This is a genomic window from Aquimarina sp. KJ22-3 (assembly GCF_055808215.1).
Genome location: NZ_CM147859.1, coordinates 766,738 through 783,079, shown reverse-complemented (window position 1 = coordinate 783,079; position 16,342 = coordinate 766,738). Strand labels below are relative to the sequence as shown.

At 36.5% G+C, this 16,342-nt stretch carries 16 protein-coding genes; 7 read left to right on the top strand and 9 right to left on the bottom strand.

Annotated elements, in window-relative coordinates; genetic code table 11:
• The first annotated feature begins 1 nt into the window (after position 1).
• Positions 2-253 (top strand): hypothetical protein, encoded by a 252-nt coding sequence (locus AC0L3Q_RS03265; protein ID WP_473285086.1) that lies wholly within the window; start codon positions 2-4, stop codon positions 251-253.
• A gap of 91 nt (positions 254-344) precedes the next feature.
• Positions 345-542: a cold-shock protein gene (locus AC0L3Q_RS03260; RefSeq protein ID WP_073315762.1), complete on the top strand. Its 198-nt coding sequence runs from the start codon at positions 345-347 to the stop codon at positions 540-542.
• A gap of 49 nt (positions 543-591) precedes the next feature.
• On the opposite strand, the gene AC0L3Q_RS03255 is transcribed toward AC0L3Q_RS03260, so the two are convergent.
• Positions 592-1,368 carry a carboxypeptidase-like regulatory domain-containing protein gene (locus AC0L3Q_RS03255; RefSeq protein ID WP_473285085.1) on the bottom strand — a complete coding sequence of 259 codons (777 nt, stop codon included), beginning with the start codon at positions 1,366-1,368 and terminating at the stop codon, positions 592-594.
• A gap of 111 nt (positions 1,369-1,479) precedes the next feature.
• Complete coding sequence (locus tag AC0L3Q_RS03250; protein ID WP_473285084.1) at positions 1,480-1,929, bottom strand: nucleoside deaminase; 450 nt, start codon at positions 1,927-1,929, stop codon at positions 1,480-1,482.
• A 98-nt stretch (positions 1,930-2,027) separates the two neighbouring features.
• Here AC0L3Q_RS03250 and AC0L3Q_RS03245 point away from each other — a divergent pair, with 98 nt between their 5' ends.
• Positions 2,028-3,794: a 1-deoxy-D-xylulose-5-phosphate synthase gene (locus AC0L3Q_RS03245; RefSeq protein WP_473285082.1), complete on the top strand. Its 1,767-nt coding sequence runs from the start codon at positions 2,028-2,030 to the stop codon at positions 3,792-3,794.
• A gap of 7 nt (positions 3,795-3,801) precedes the next feature.
• Here AC0L3Q_RS03245 and AC0L3Q_RS03240 read toward each other — a convergent pair whose 3' ends face one another.
• A complete protein-coding gene (locus AC0L3Q_RS03240; RefSeq protein WP_473285080.1) occupies positions 3,802-6,456 on the bottom strand; it encodes a T9SS-dependent M36 family metallopeptidase in 2,655 nt (884 codons plus the stop codon).
• Between the two features lie 355 nt (positions 6,457-6,811).
• On the opposite strand from AC0L3Q_RS03240, the gene AC0L3Q_RS03235 reads away from it, so the two are divergent.
• Both AC0L3Q_RS03235 and AC0L3Q_RS03230 read left to right on the top strand, forming a co-directional pair.
• Positions 6,812-7,258, top strand: coding sequence for a lipocalin-like domain-containing protein (locus AC0L3Q_RS03235; protein WP_473285078.1), 447 nt, complete (start codon positions 6,812-6,814; stop codon positions 7,256-7,258).
• Between the two features lie 160 nt (positions 7,259-7,418).
• A complete protein-coding gene (locus AC0L3Q_RS03230) occupies positions 7,419-7,841 on the top strand; it encodes a lipocalin-like domain-containing protein (protein ID WP_473285076.1) in 423 nt (140 codons plus the stop codon).
• 49 nt (positions 7,842-7,890) lie between these two features.
• Here the strand turns inward: AC0L3Q_RS03230 and AC0L3Q_RS03225 are convergent, their stop codons facing one another.
• The 5 genes from AC0L3Q_RS03225 to AC0L3Q_RS03205 form a co-directional block, all read right to left on the bottom strand.
• On the bottom strand, positions 7,891-9,234 hold the full coding sequence (locus AC0L3Q_RS03225; protein WP_473287043.1) for a deoxyguanosinetriphosphate triphosphohydrolase: 1,344 nt from the start codon (positions 9,232-9,234) through the stop codon (positions 7,891-7,893).
• 79 nt (positions 9,235-9,313) lie between these two features.
• Positions 9,314-9,985 carry a hypothetical protein gene (locus AC0L3Q_RS03220; RefSeq protein ID WP_473285074.1) on the bottom strand — a complete coding sequence of 224 codons (672 nt, stop codon included), beginning with the start codon at positions 9,983-9,985 and terminating at the stop codon, positions 9,314-9,316.
• 401 nt (positions 9,986-10,386) lie between these two features.
• Complete coding sequence (locus tag AC0L3Q_RS03215) at positions 10,387-12,849, bottom strand: ribonucleoside-diphosphate reductase subunit alpha (protein WP_473285072.1); 2,463 nt, start codon at positions 12,847-12,849, stop codon at positions 10,387-10,389.
• A 317-nt stretch (positions 12,850-13,166) separates the two neighbouring features.
• Positions 13,167-14,144 carry a ribonucleotide-diphosphate reductase subunit beta gene (locus tag AC0L3Q_RS03210; protein WP_473285070.1) on the bottom strand — a complete coding sequence of 326 codons (978 nt, stop codon included), beginning with the start codon at positions 14,142-14,144 and terminating at the stop codon, positions 13,167-13,169.
• Between the two features lie 392 nt (positions 14,145-14,536).
• Entirely contained in the window at positions 14,537-15,106 is a 570-nt protein-coding gene (locus AC0L3Q_RS03205) for a DUF3109 family protein (protein ID WP_473285068.1), read from the bottom strand.
• A 112-nt stretch (positions 15,107-15,218) separates the two neighbouring features.
• Between AC0L3Q_RS03205 and AC0L3Q_RS03200 the strand changes: the two genes are divergently transcribed.
• Complete coding sequence (locus tag AC0L3Q_RS03200) at positions 15,219-15,791, top strand: MarC family protein (RefSeq protein WP_073315772.1); 573 nt, start codon at positions 15,219-15,221, stop codon at positions 15,789-15,791.
• Positions 15,792-15,824: 33 nt separating this feature from the next.
• Positions 15,825-16,019 carry a hypothetical protein gene (locus tag AC0L3Q_RS03195; protein WP_473285066.1) on the top strand — a complete coding sequence of 65 codons (195 nt, stop codon included), beginning with the start codon at positions 15,825-15,827 and terminating at the stop codon, positions 16,017-16,019.
• A 14-nt stretch (positions 16,020-16,033) separates the two neighbouring features.
• On the opposite strand, the gene AC0L3Q_RS03190 is transcribed toward AC0L3Q_RS03195, so the two are convergent.
• Entirely contained in the window at positions 16,034-16,339 is a 306-nt protein-coding gene (locus tag AC0L3Q_RS03190; protein WP_073315774.1) for a hypothetical protein, read from the bottom strand.
• Positions 16,340-16,342: the final 3 nt, after the last annotated feature.

Sequence of the window (16,342 nt, the reverse complement as noted above, 5' to 3'; positions counted from 1 at the left end):
TATGAAATATATTATCAGAATTTTATTTGTAGCTATTCTGGCTAGTATTTTGGTTGGATATTATTTCAAAAACATCGGAGATCATACCACTGGAGACAAGTTTGTTGGTGTAGCCATCCTAGCTACATCCTTTGTTTTAATGCCCATTTTTATCTATCATCGATGGAAAAACAAGAAGGTAAAGGATTATATGCTGACCGAAGAGAATCTTAAGAAAATGAGAGATTACCAAAACAAAAAGGACAAAGCTTGAAAATTGTTTTTTTAAAAATATTCACATTTTCATAACGATTCATAAAATATTTAGACCTACCTTTAGAACTCAATTATTATTTTTTATTACAATGGAAGGAACAGTTAAATTTTTTAATGAATCAAAGGGTTATGGTTTTATAACCAACGACGAAACCGGTAAAGACATCTTTGTTCACGCTACAGGAATCGATGGCGACGCTTTAAATGAAGGTGACAAAGTTGAATATCAAGAGCAAGAAGGACGTAAAGGAGTTATTGCGGCAAATGTGCGCGTAATTCACGAATAAGATATAAAGCACCCAGTTTCTGAGTAGCGCTGTTTGTACAGCGCTATTTTTATTTCCTGATATTGTATTTTTCTATAAACACCTCTTTTTGAACTATTAAAAATTCTAAAATCTTTAATTCATCCTTTGACTGAAGCACTAATTTGGTCTCGTTATTTTCATTCACAAAGTCTACAAAATTGTAATATTCCGTTTCTGGAATCTCCAGCATTTCCACAATAAATTGTTCGTCAAAATAGTCCACTACTGTTTTGGGAGGACCATAGGCTGTATACTTCTTTCTTCTAAATAAACCTCCTGCTAATTTTGCTAAAGCCAAAAAATCTATTGTTGTGGGTACGAAATCATCTCTTAACGCGATGTTTTTTACATTGGATTGTGCATCATTAAACTCTGGCAAATTCATCTGCATCAATTCTGCTGCACTAAAAAAGGGGAGGTTTTCTGTGTATGTTGGTATTTTAGACACATCCTCTTCAATACGACCAGACAAGGAGTACTGTGACACCGTCACCTCATCCAGGGTATTTACTTTTTCCTTTAATTTTATCAAAAAAGCATCATTTTGTATATCTGAAGAAGACACAATATGAGTATAAGGCACATACTGTATAGAAGAAATAATCAACGTATCTCCAGGTGTTGCTCGAATTGAAAAATACCCTTCTTGATTGGTGATCGTACCTAACTCTAGGGTTTTATTAATCACATGGATATCATCCCACTCATCTGTTTCAGAGACAATTCTTCCGTTAAGCTTTGTATACTCTTGCGAAAAGACAATAGAAGTCATGCCTCCAAAAAATAACAGAATGATTTTTTGCATTGGTCTCGGTTTATACTATAAAGACTATAGCTTACCGAACAGGTTGCAAATCATTCTTGAATCAAATTGCTAAGAGCGGTAAATTCATTAAAAAATACCTATGTAAGATTTTTAATTCAGGTTTCGTTTTTCGATAAAAAAACGTTTCAACAACTGGCCACATTCTTCCTGCAGCACACCTCCTACCATTTCTGTCTTGGGATGTAGTTTGACTCCTAATGCATTAAAGCCTCGTTTTTCATCTGCGGCCCCATAGACCACCTTTCCTATCTGACTCCAATACAATGCTCCTGCACACATTTGGCAGGGCTCCAGGGTTACATACATAGTGCATTCATTCAAGTATTTACCTCCCAAAAAGTTTGCTGCCGCGGTAATGGCTTGCATCTCGGCATGAGCAGTAACATCATTAAGCATTTCTGTAAGATTATGGGCTCTGGCAATTATTTTATTTGACACTACAATTACAGCTCCAACCGGAACTTCATCTTTTTCAAAAGCCATTTCTGCCTCCTGAAGCGCTTTCTTCATAAAATAGGTATCATCAAACGGATCTAGCATGGTACGTTCTATTTTGTTGTAAAACTAGCTAAAATTATCCGTAATCCGCATCTCACAAAAGATTATAAAGTACCAGTACAAAACCTTACTTTTGTCACATGTCAACATCATTGCTTTCACAAATTCAAAACCCTTCGGATCTAAGACAACTATCCGCAGAACAGTTACCCATCTTAGCACAAGAACTTCGTGATTTTGTGATCAATATTGTGGCTACCAAAGAAGGGCATTTGGGAGCAAGTTTGGGTGTGATCGAATTGACTATAGCCCTACATTATGTTTTTGACACCCCAAACGATTTGTTGATTTGGGATGTAGGTCATCAAGCCTATCCGCATAAAATTCTAACCGGTCGAAAAGATATTTTTCATACCAACCGCCAGCTCAATGGAATCAGTGGTTTTCCAAAAAGAAGTGAAAGCGAATACGATACTTTTGGAGTAGGACACTCTTCTACTTCTATTTCTGCAATTTTGGGTATGGCCATTGCGTCAAAGCTTAAAGGAGAACTGTCTAAACAACATATCGCGGTTATTGGAGATGCTTCAATCGCTAGCGGGATGGCTTTTGAAGGACTTAATCATGCTGGTGTTGCCAACACGAATATGTTGGTGATCCTGAACGACAATGCCATTGGTATAGATCCTAGTGTGGGAGCACTTAAGGAATACCTAACCAAGGCAAAAGTCGGAGTAAAGCCTAGAAAAAATAACATTATTGAGGCTTTGAATTTTAACTATTTTGGCCCGATCGATGGTCATGATTTATCTTCTCTACTTAGAACATTAGAGCAGTTAAAATCAACGGATGGACCAAAACTTTTACACATTATTACCACAAAGGGAAAAGGACTGAAACAGGCCGAGGAAAACCAAGTCAAATATCATGCTCCTGGTAAGTTTGATGCCTCTACAGGAGATCTGATTCCAAAAGATAGCACCAATCTACCTCCAAAATTTCAAGATGTTTTTGGTTATACGTTATTAGAACTCGCACGAGAAAACGAAAAAATCATCGGGATCACTCCTGCTATGCCTACTGGTAGCTCTTTAAAATATATGATGCAGGAAATGCCCGACAGGGCATTGGATGTAGGCATTGCAGAACAACATGCAGTAACTTTGGCTGCTGGAATGGCTACTCAAGGTATGATTCCATTTTGCACTATTTACTCTACTTTTTTGCAACGAGCTTATGACCAAGTGATTCATGATGTAGCTTTACAAGATTTACCTGTTGTTTTATGTGTAGACAGAGCTGGTCTTGTTGGAGCAGATGGCGCTACGCATCACGGAGTTTTTGATATCGCCTATTTGAATTGCATTCCAAATATGATCGTAACCGCTCCAGCAGACGAAATAGAATTACGTAATTTGTTACATACCGCCTCTTTAGGTTTAGACCACCCAATAGCTATTCGCTACCCTAGAGGTAGAGGACATATTTCGGATTGGCAACAACCATTTAAAAAGATGACCATAGGTGAAGGAACAATAAAGCGTAAAGGGAAGGAGGTTGCCATCATTTCTACCGGAGCAATTGCAACTGCTGTCTCCCAAGCGATAAACCAGAGTAAACAAAACGTAAGTCACTATCATTTTCCATTCATAAAGCCTTTGGACTACAAGTTACTAAGCACTATATTCCCTGAATATCAAACCATTATTACCGTTGAAGATGGAGTTATCACCGGTGGTTTTGGAAACAATATCCTCTCCTATGGAAATGAAAATAATTTCAAAACCCGTGTTGTCAATCTAGGTGTTCCAGATCAATTTATTCACCATGGCAGCATAGAGGAACTTCATGAAATTTGCGGCATTTCTGTCCAAGGAATTTCCTCTACTATTTTAAAGTATGTCTAGCAAAGATTTATCGAATCACAATTTTTGAAATATAGGATGCTGATCCATTTTCTGCATCAACTTTTAAAATATAAATCCCCGCTCTAAGCACTACATCAATAGGATATACACTCTCTATCACCGCTTGTTCTTCATACACAAAGCGACCATTCACATCATAGATTCTAATAGAACTATTACCCATATCTTGAGGAACTCTGATATTAAATGATCCACTGGATGGATTGGGTTCTATAATAAATGCTCCTACATTAGGATTTTCTTCAACCTCATTACAATTTAATTCAGATACTGGTGGTAAATCAAAGGCCTCGACTTGATCTGTTCTTAACTGACTATTACCTTGACTAGCACTCCAACCTACTCCTCGCGCCGCAAACACTTCCCAAATCAAACATGTATTCGCTCCTTCATTCGCTATTTGATCAGCCAAAAGTATTGCATTTCGCCCATCAATAAATCCAGGATTACAAGATTGCAATTTCAACCCGTCCATCACCAATTGCATGGCCAGGTTATTTCCTCCTGTTCCACTGTACAAGTCTGGATCAAAACCATCGCGCTCTATCAATGCCCAGTTCAGGTCCCAAAGAATGGAAGCCCATACAGATCCTACTCCATGAGGAGCCGAGAAATTGGTTTCGTCATTAGTATCTCCATAAGTAACAGGATTAACCGTGGCATCTGTACTATATGGGAACGGTCGTATTCCTACTCCAGAAATCGGTTGCCCCGCAGAAAAGGTTCCAATCCCTCTGGCATCTGCTCCGGTATCCCCGGATTCTATAGTCATCATCAGTGCGAACCAATCAGACCATCCTTCTCCCATTTGCTCAGTATCTTGAATACAATTCCCATCGTCATCAAACTCTACACAAGTAATTAAACAATTGGATGCAGAAGCTCCTCCTGTTAAACGTGTAGAAATACCATGTGCATATTCATGTATAATGATCCCATTATCAAAGGAGCTATCATTGGCAACAATATTCAAACCTGGGTCAGACAAGGTAATATTAACCGTATTGGTTTCCATCTCAGTAATAATAGCCTCTCCATCATCCATACCTATCATCACAGCCGGAATGGTGATCATTCCGTTATCTCCTCCCATCACTATTGGATCTCCTGGTTGGTTATTGACTACCAGAACCGCAATGGCCCCTGCCTCCTGACATCGGAATACTTTATCATCAAAATTACATTCTCCTCGTCGTATTACCGCAATATTTCCGCTCACTTCTGCATCATTGATAATCACACTACACGCATCGCTCGCATCTGGAGTAGGATTATCATCTACCGCCAATACTAAATTGGCCGTTAGTCCATCTGGTACTTCCGGCGCATCTACATGACCTGGATCAAAATTGTTATCAACGATATTATACGGTCCTGCAAGAGCTGTATTATTCACTACAAACACCTCTATCCCTGGACTGGTTTGAGGATTCCACAAAAACATTTGCATCCTGGGGTTATTTCCATCCGGAGGAGTAGAAAAATTAGCGTTATTTACTCCAGATCCATCTATTGCATCTGCTAGCACTTCATCACTACCAAATCCACCTCTACCATAATTATTCAACTGAAAATTACCAGAAGACTCATCGAAGCCATAGTGATACCAGATATCATGAATCACATTATTTGCATAGAACAGATTAGTAACAGATGCATCTTGATTGTTGAGTATGATAGCATTAGGATCGAAAGCAAAGTCAAACATCAGATTTGCTCCACCTTCGGGTTGTTCCCCTAATCCATCATTACCATTTATATCTTCTGAAGCTATTACATTATTCCCTCTAGTGACACTCTCATCTGCTCCGTCAACTCCATCGGTATCATGCCATCCAAAAGGAGAAGCCACTTCGTCTTCCTGACCAGAAACTAATTGTCGACTTCCGTGGTTTGGACTCTCTACAGAAGGAATAGGATATACATTATACACAGGTTCCATTAAAGCTGCTGAAGATTCGACATTATTTTTAAACAATGAAAATGTATTGTGTTGTTTTTGATGATGGGTATGATTTTCAAAAGTGCAACTGATTACCCAGTCATTTCTGGACACCAACTCTCCGCTAATTGCATCCACCCTGGCACTAAACCAATGTTCCCCATCCACAGTATGTATGCTAAGGTCCCAACACAATTGTAAACGATCATCCTTAAACTCATAAACTAGTGTTACCGGGATATCGTCTGTACTAATATTTCCTTTTGATAAGAGGTATGCATCTTTTCCAATCTTGGCATTATCCAATTCTTCAATTCCTGATGCCACACCCAAATTGAGAGATAATGCGGCTTTTTTTACCGCAGCAACAGGAGAAACACTTGTAGATACCGTATTTATTTTGGACGCTATATTATCGATAAGATCACCAGCAAAAGAAACTACCTTTCCCTTTCTAACGGTAAAATTCCCGATGACATTTTTAATAGGTATTCCTTTATAAGACTGAGTGACATATACATTATTGGCTTGTAAACTTTTTGAAAAGGACTCACTCTGAACCACCAACCCAGAAACGTCTTTCGAGGACATTCCCTCTTGAATCAAATATGCTTTTATTACTTCTAAATCTGAAGACTGAGCTTCAACGTGGAAAGCGCCTATAAAGGCCAAAAAAACTAAAAAATAGAACTGTTTCATACCAATTATCAATTAATCTTTACAAGTAAGTCACAAAAATTATACCCCTAATGATTTTGCGATGATAGTAGGAAAGAGAATGTCTAAGATAAGAAAATCTTAAAGATCGATATTACAAGTGATGCATCCCCTTATTTATGCATAACATGTTTCACTCTCTACCTTCTTTACTCACAAGTATTTACGTATAAACCTTATAGTCGGTTTTATATTCGTATACTTTCATGTAAAAAAACAAAAAATCAGTATTCCCCAAAAGATTTTGTTTTCTATTCGATATTCTTCTGTTCCTGCGATTTGGTAGTCATCCATTAAAATTGTTAATTCGTGAAGATTTTAACCAAATTTTATAACCATGAAAAAACTTAGTTTATTTATTCTATTCATTTGTACAATGGCCGCGGTTTCCTGTGGGAGCGATGACGATGGTACCGAGGTAAGTGGTACCGGTCTAATTGGGACTTGGCAATGGGTATCTGCTTCAGAAAATGGAGTTGCCGAAACCCTTGACGAGTGTGATTTGCAAGAAACCATAGAATTTAGAGAAGGCGGAATCGTAGTTAGCCGATTCTTTAATTCTGTTTCTACAAACAATCAAATTACCTGCGATGGTCCTGAAACAGAAGAATTCGGATGGTCTTTGGCTGGAGATCAACTAACCTTGTCTTTTACAGCAGGGGCAATAACAGAAACTGAAACTGCTACTATTACCACATTAAATGAAACTACTTTGATTGTCGAATATAGAGATGAAGACAATGGTGTAATACTAGTTTACACCGAAACCTATAGAAGAGTTTAAGCTTCTTCTTTCCAAATATAAAAAGGCTGCATATCAATGCAGTCTTTTTTAGTATTAACACTTTCGTTTGATTCCAATCCTATCAAAAAAACTTCATATACATGGTAATGATTTCAGTTTTGATACACATACCTGTATAAACTAAATTATTTTATCTATTATGAAAAAACTACATCTATCTTTATGCCTACTAATGATTGTTACTCTATTTTCTTGTGGAAGTGACGACAACGACAATGATACTCCTGAAATAAATTCTGAACTACTCGCAAAGTGGGGACAAGTTTCTTTTAGTCAACAGGGAGAAGTCATGACCATCACAGACTGCGAAAAACGATCCACAATCGAATTTACTACCCAATTGTTTACCGAGATTTCGTATGCTCCTGTTAATACAGATTGTCAAATCGATGGCCAGTACTCAGGAACATGGAAACAAGAAGACAACGTGCTTACATTAACTTATACCGACGAAGGAGAAACTTTTGTTGATATCGCTACTTTTACTCTTGTAGATAATAAACTTACTATCAAATACGACGATGAAGGATTCATCACAGAATTTGGTTATGAAAAACTTTAGTTTACCACTGTAAATATTTAAAAATATAGCATCTGTTGGTTTACAGATGCTATATTTTTAGCCCTTTTATCTTCTGAAATTTTAATAAAGCATTTCCATCGGTAAGGCTTGCTACAAAATTACTAATGCTGATCAATCTTGTATATACCTCTTCATTTTGATAATCAAAGTTATGACCTTCGGCTCTTAAAATCAGCTTGTCGTAATTGGAAGCTTCTCCAGCATTATATCGATCTGCGGCTACGCAATATTGATCAAGCAATGTAGCTAAGATCTCATATCCCGCGATCTCTTTTTCGGTGACTTCCTGACTTTGATAAATCTTATCTATACTAATCTTAATGATATCATTAATTTGGGCATCATATTTACTCTTATCTATCAATGCAGTATCAAAAGTACCCGATAAGATTTTCTCTTCGTTATCTATAAAAATACTTGCCGCCTCTTGTATCAATGTATTGATTGCCAAAGATCTTAAATACCCCAATCGATCTGCAGTAGTTGTAAGTTGGTTATACTTTGTTGTGTTAATGGTTTCCTTTACCAATTTGATCAAATACTCTAAGGCATATTCTTCTTGTATGAGCCCTAGATTGATCCCATCTTCAAAATCGATAATCGTATAACAAATATCATCAGCAGCCTCCACCAAATACGTTAACGGATGCCTGCTATAAGTAGTTTCCCCTTTGATGTTTTGTTTCAGTAAACCCACTTCTCCGGCTACTTCATCAAAGAAGATCTTTTCATTCTGAAAAAAACCATATTTCTTATGCGCAATATGAGATGTTGGCTTTTTGGGTAACGAAGCTTTAGGGTATTTCATAAAAGCTCCCAAGGTGGCATAAGACAAGCGCAACCCGCCCTCGATGCCTTCACGGGATTCGGTTAGAATCTTAAACCCATTTGCATTACCTTCAAAATCAATCAAATCCTGATATTGTTTTGGAGTAAGCTGTTCTTTGTATTGTTGCCCTCTTCCTGTTTTAAAATACTCACCTATTGCTTTTTCTCCCGAGTGCCCAAACGGTGGATTCCCTATATCATGTGCCAAAGCAGCCGCCGCTACAATTGCCCCAAAATCATTAAACTGATATCCATGTATTGTAGAGAGATGCGGATGTTTTTCCAGAATCTTTTTTCCTACTACTCTTCCCAAAGATCTTCCTACTACCGAGACCTCTAAACTATGTGTCAATCGGGTATGCACAAAGCTAGTTTTAGAGAGTGGTATTACCTGCGTTTTATCCTGTAAACTTCTAAAGGCCGACGAGAAAATGATACGATCATAATCTACTTCGAATCCTAATCGGGTTTCATCCTGTTCTTTGCGTAGTCTTTTATTTTTATCTCCATATCGTTTTAAGGATAAGAGCTGTTCCCAATTCATCATATTTTTAAAAGAAAGTTCGAATATACAAAAAAGGGAAGCACCCTTTAATACTTCCCTTTATGAGTTTAAATAAATTCTATGCTACTTCCCAAAGAGTTTTTACCTCTTCACAAAGAACTTCAATTTCATCTAAACATTTTTTGATGTTCCGCGGAACTGATACCACTCTTTCTCCAAAAACATCTATAGAAAGGCATAACTCTGGTAAAACTTCACAATCATCATCCTCAACTACTTCTCGTAAATATCTGTAAATAGTACTAGACACATAACGAGATTGTTGATTATCAAAAACATTGTTTTTTGAAATGTGAATTTTAACCGCTCCTAAATATTTTTTCCCTTCAATATTAAGTTTAAAAATTACATCCGGCGAAACAATTACTTGAACTCCATTCATAATAATTGACTTCGAATCTACATTCTTAATAACTTCTAAAGGAGCTTGAATCAATGATGGTAATTGAATCTGTATAAATCTCCGCATAGCTTCCAAAGAAACTATTCGATCATTGATTTGCCTCGGTTTTTCCGGTTTCCTCTCTGTTAGTTCTTTAATCCCATTTAAAACAGGATTTAAATCACCATTAAGGGAAATAGATTTTTTAAATCTAGATCTAGCTAATTGATACCATGCCACTCTAAAGGTATTTGGTTTTTTTTGTTGTCTTATTATACCTTTTTTTCTCGCCTCGCTTGACTTAGAAAAGTCAGCTATTTGGTTTAAAGAAATTCTGTAATTCTTCATTTCATTTAAATTAAGTTATCAACATTGTTAATCTCAATAAAATCAGCTGATAACAGTTAAAAAAACAATTTTTAGTGAATATTTTAACTTGTTTAGAAGAATCGAATCTTGTACATTTGGCTATAACAAAATAAGAAGGTGAGGTTTCCTCATATCTTCTCCTCTTAATAGTTTACGGACCTCCAATCTGAAAAAAATTAAGATAACAAATTAGGGATGTTCACGCGTCCCTTTTTCATTTATATAGTTTTTTATCCCTCTGCTATATTTTTATTCCATTACTACTATATTAAATTTCAATTGCCTTATGATTGAGTTAAATATTTCAACTCAATGTCAAGAACATTTATCTCATTTAAAAGGGGAGTAAACACTCCCCTTTCTCTATATAAATCTAGGTCTTAAGACCCACACATTAAACAATCATCTCCTTCGCCTTCTTTGGCCTGAGCTATTAGTGCTCTTAGCTCCTCTGGAGATAGCGAAGTTCCCTCTGGTGTTACAGGATCTTGTGCTGGTTGCTCCTTAGCTGCTTGTGCTTCCATTACTTGTGCAGCGGCTACGGCTACTTTTTCGGCTTGTGGTTCTTCTTTCTTATCGTTTTTAAGCGTAAACTTAATCGCATCTACCGCAGATTTTGTTCTCAGGTAATACATTCCTGTTTTTAAGCCGCTTTTCCAGGCATAGAAATGCATTGAAGTTAGTTTTGCCATTGTAGCTCCTTCCATGAACAAGTTCAATGACTGAGACTGATCGATAAAGTATCCTCTATGACGAGACATATCGATAATGTCTTTCATACTCATTTCCCAAACAGTCTTATACAATTCTTTAAGATCTTGCGGAATAATATCGATATTCTGAACAGATCCATTAGCACGCATAATGGCATCTTTTAAATTATCATTCCATAATCCTAGCTTCACTAAATCTTCTAGTAAGTGCTTGTTTACTACGATAAACTCTCCAGACAACACACGTCTTGTATAAATATTACTTGTATATGGTTCAAATGCCTCATTATTCCCAAGAATTTGAGATGTAGATGCTGTTGGCATTGGCGCTACTAATAAGGAGTTACGCACTCCATTTTTAAGCACTTGCTTACGCAACTTTGCCCAGTCCCAACGACCACTTAATTCTTCATCTTTAATTCCCCATAGGTTGTACTGGAATTCTCCTTTAGAGATTGGAGACCCTTCATAACTCTGGTATGGACCATCCGCTTTGGCTTCTTCCATAGAAGCAGTTACCGCAGCAAAGTACAAGGTTTCAAAAATCTCTTGATTCAATTTTTTAGCCTCATCACTGGTAAATGGTAAACGCAACTGGATAAAAGTATCTGCTAATCCTTGCACCCCTAACCCTACAGGACGATGGCGCATGTTAGAGTTTTCTGCTTCTTTAACCGGATAGTAATTACGATCGATTACTCTGTTCAAGTTTTTAGTAACTCGTTTTGTAATTCTAAACAGTTCTTTATGATCAAACTTTCCGTTCTTAACAAACATTGGCAATGCGATAGAAGCCAGGTTACATACCGCTACTTCATCCTCGCTTGTGTACTCCAAAATCTCAGTACATAAATTAGAAGAACGAATAGTTCCTAAGTTTTGCTGATTTGATTTGCGGTTCGCAGCATCCTTATACAACATATAAGGTGTCCCTGTTTCTATCTGAGATTCCAAAATCTTCTCCCACAACTCTCTTGCCTTAATGGTTCTTCGACCTTTTCCTTCTTTCTCATAACGAGTATACGTTTCTTCAAACTCGTCGCTATGGATATCAAATAATCCAGGGCACTCATTAGGACACATTAATGTCCATTCTGCATCATCCTGTACTCTCTTCATAAACAGATCCGGAACCCACATTGCATAGAATAAATCACGAGCACGCATTTCTTCTTTACCGTGGTTCTTTTTTAAGTCCAAGAAATCAAAAATATCCGCATGCCATGGCTCCACATAGATCGCAAACGATCCTTTTCTCTTTCCTCCTCCTTGGTCTACGTAACGAGCAGTGTCGTTATACACTCTTAACATTGGTACAATTCCATTCGAAGTACCGTTAGTTCCTGCAATATAAGATCCCGTAGCACGGATATTATGGATAGACAATCCTATTCCTCCCGCTGACTGCGAAATTTTTGCAGTTTGTTTTAAAGTATCATAAATACCATCGATGCTATCATCTTTCATTGTCAATAAGAAACATGAAGACATCTGTGGTTTTGGTGTTCCCGAATTGAATAACGTTGGCGTAGCATGTGTAAAGTATTTTTTCGACATCAACTCATAAGTCTCGATAGCAGCATCCAAATCATTTAAATGGATACCGATAGAAACCCTCATCAACATATGCTGTGGACGCTCCGCAATTTTACCGTTGATCTTTAATAAATATGAACGCTCTAATGTTTTAAAACCAAAATAATCATATCCAAAATCACGATTGTAAATAATCGTAGAATCTAATTTTTCTTTGTTCGCCATGATCACTTCGTATACTTCATCAGAGATCAAAGGCGCTTTCTTTTCTGTTCTTGGGTTGACATACTCATAAAGATCAGTCACCACTTCAGAAAATGTTTTCTTAGTGTTTTTATGTAAGTTAGAGACAGAGATACGTGCGGCAAGTTTCGCATAATCAGGGTGCGTTATTGTCATCGTCGCTGCTATTTCGGCAGCAAGATTATCTAACTCACTAGTTGTTACTCCATCATATAATCCTTCTATCACCCTCATCGCCACCTTCACGGGGTCAACTAGTTGATTTAGTCCATAACATAATTTTCTTACCCTTGCGGTAATCTTGTCGAACATAATTGGTTCTTTGCGCCCATCTCTTTTTACTACATACATACTGTCTTTTGGTTTTTAAAACTTTCTTCTTTGCGAAGAAATTGATGTTAATTTGTGTTACTTATATTCCTAATTCGAAAATCAAAAAATATTACCCTCCTTAATGATCAACATTAAAGCGTGAGATCTAGTGAACTCCATTCATATTGAACAGAATTTATCTGATACTATATTCTAAATTGACTGACTTTCGTCCCTTTTTTTGTGTAAGTTCTTGTTATCGAACTTTATCAAACTGAGCTAATCGATTTAAACAGAAGAAACGTTTTTGACTAGCTCAGAATGAATATATCTTAATTCTGATCGATTTTTAACGATTAAAAATCAGCGTCAAAACTTATTTTATTGTTCTCATCATCTTTGTTAAGCACTCCAGCTTTTTGGTATTCTGAAACTCGCTTTTCAAAGAAGTTTGTTTTCCCTTGTAATGAAATCATATCCATAAAATCAAATGGATTTGAAGTTCCATACTCTTTTTCACAACCTAGTTCTACTAATAATCTATCCGTAACAAATTCAAGATATTGCGTCATTAACTTCGCATTCATCCCAATTAAACTTACCGGAAGTGATTCTGTAATAAACTCTCTTTCGATATTTAGTGCATCGATAAGAATGTGTCTGATTCTATCTTTAGGCACCTTATTCACCAAGTGGTTGTTATGCAAGTGAACTGCAAAATCACAATGTACTCCTTCGTCTCTTGAAATCAATTCGTTAGAAAAAGTAAGACCTGGCATTAACCCTCTTTTCTTTAACCAGAAAATAGAACAAAATGCTCCAGAGAAGAAAATTCCTTCTACTGCTGCAAAAGCAATTAAACGCTCCGCAAACGAATCAGACTCGATCCATTGTAACGCCCAATCTGCCTTCTTCTTGATTGCAGGGAAATTTTCTATCGCCTTAAAAAGAATATCCTTTTCTTTTTCGTCCTTAACATAGGTATCTATAAGTAAAGAATAGGTTTCAGAATGGATGTTTTCCATCATGATTTGAAATCCGTAAAAGAATTTAGCTTCACTATATTGAACTTCGTTTACAAAATTCTCTGCCAAATTCTCATTTACAATTCCGTCTGAAGCTGCAAAAAAGGCCAAAATATGCTTAATAAAATAACGCTCATCATCAGTAAGCTTTGTACCCCAATCTGTAATATCCTGGTGTAAATCTATTTCTTCAGCAGTCCAAAAACTAGCTTCAGATTTCTTGTACCATTCCCAAATATCATGATGTTGAATTGGAAAAATTACAAATCGGTCTTTATTTTCTTGCAAAATTGGTTCTACAGCACTCATCTTAATTTTTTTAACTTTTCTTGACGATTTTTTGTTTCTAAAGGGTCTTACAAAGATCAAAAAATAGGGAAGATGTTCTACTAAAAGTTAATAAACGTTTTCAACAAAGTTTTCAACACGAGCCAGATTACCCCTTCTCGTTAAACAAAACCAAAAATAAAATTAAATAACTGTATATCAAGTCATTGCAAGACTTTGAAAAAGATATCAACAGCCCTGTTAGCAACCCCGGGAAGTCCCATTTTCACACTTATTCACACCGTTTTCACCTACAAAAACTCTGGTTCACCAAATCATCGGTTTACGGGATAACCGTAACCTAGTTCTAAGTGAAATTTTAACAAAAAAAGTTGAAAATAATTTGAAATTGTAGTGAATTTTGGATCTCGGAATTACTTTTTCAGCCCTTCGGCAACTTTTTCTAATTCCATATACCAATCCTCTCCAAATTTTCTGATCAGCGCCTCTTTTACGAACTTGTAGACGGGTACTTTTAGCTCTTTCCCTAAAGTACACGCATCATCGCATATTTCCCATTTATGATAATTCACCGCTGCAAACTCTGTGTACTCCTGCACCCTTACTGGATACAGATGGCATGAGATAGGTTTTTTCCAATCCACCTTACCTTCATTATAAGCTTGTTCGATAGCGCAAGAAGCAGTCCCACGATCATCAAAAACAACATAGGCACATTCTGCACCATTAACCAAAGGCGTTTCAAGGTCGTTATTAGCCGTTTTAATATACACTCCTTGACTTTCAACAGCCGCTATACCTTCTTTTCGTAAATAAGGTTTGATTATCGGATACACTTCTTCCAGCTTCTCAATTTCAGCTTCTTCCAAGGGAGCTCCTGCCTCACCCGCTACACAACATATCCCTTTACAAGCAGAAAGATTACAAACAAAATCTTTCTCTACAATATCCTCTGAAACTATAGTTTTTCCTAACTGAAACATGGCGCTAAGATACTTTTAATAGCTTATAATTTTACAAATTATTCACCTTTTTATAATACCTTTATTAAATTAAGACTGTTTACATTTGCACAAATTTTGAAACCATCAACTTATGAACTTTGATTTAAAAGAAATTTTGACAGCCAGCATGATCTTATTTGCGGTCATTGATATCATAGGAAGCATCCCTATCATTATTGACTTACGTAAAAAGGTAGGTCATATTCAAAGTGAAAAAGCCTCTATCGTAGCAGGCTTACTTATGATTGTTTTTTTATTTATAGGAAAAGAAATCCTAAACCTGATTGGAATTGATGTGAATTCTTTTGCGGTTGCCGGATCTTTTATCTTGTTCTTTATTGCTTTAGAAATGATTTTGGGCGTGCAATTGTATAAAGATGACGCCCCAGAGACTGCTGCAGTGGTTCCTTTGGCTTTTCCGTTAATTGCCGGAGCAGGTACTATGACCTCTATTTTATCACTAAGAGCAGAGTATCAACCTATCAATATTGTAATTGCTATTGTCATTAATATTATCTTTGTCTATGTCGTACTTAAGTCTTCTGGAAGAATTGAAAAGGTTCTGGGAAAACAGGGGATCAATGTGGTTCGAAAGATTTTTGGAGTCATATTATTAGCTATTGCGGTTAAGCTATTTGCTACTAATATTAAAGGGTTGTTTTAACCATTCGTTTTACCTTATTAAATACATTAAATTTTGAAGTATTTTATATATTCACTAATTGCCATTGCTGCAGGATTACTCATTTTCAATATCTTCCATTTGGATTTCAATAATTTATTTGAAGAAGAAAGCAAAACTGCACTTGTTGGCATATTTGCATCGGCATGTGTTATCATTTTGATGCTTATTTTACTGGTTTCTAAAAAAATTCAGGAAAAGAGCAAGTAGCTTAAACCTTATATTTAGAACAAGAAAAAACAAGCGATAATAACAGGAGGTATAGAGATCACCATAAGGATCATGAAAAAATTATGCAGCTTCCTGCACAACAGTGCTCTTTTTAATGATTTTTTGAGCTGAGCATCGTTTGAACTTTTCATATGTTCACGAATTACATCGGCAGAGACATACGAAGTATCGACCAGTATATCGTGCTTCAAAAAGATGGATGCACTGTTATCGAGTAATCGAAACGCAACCGCTATGATAAAGAAAAAAAGCGGAGAACACACTGCAATAGCAACAAGATATTCTTTTAATTCTGACATAGA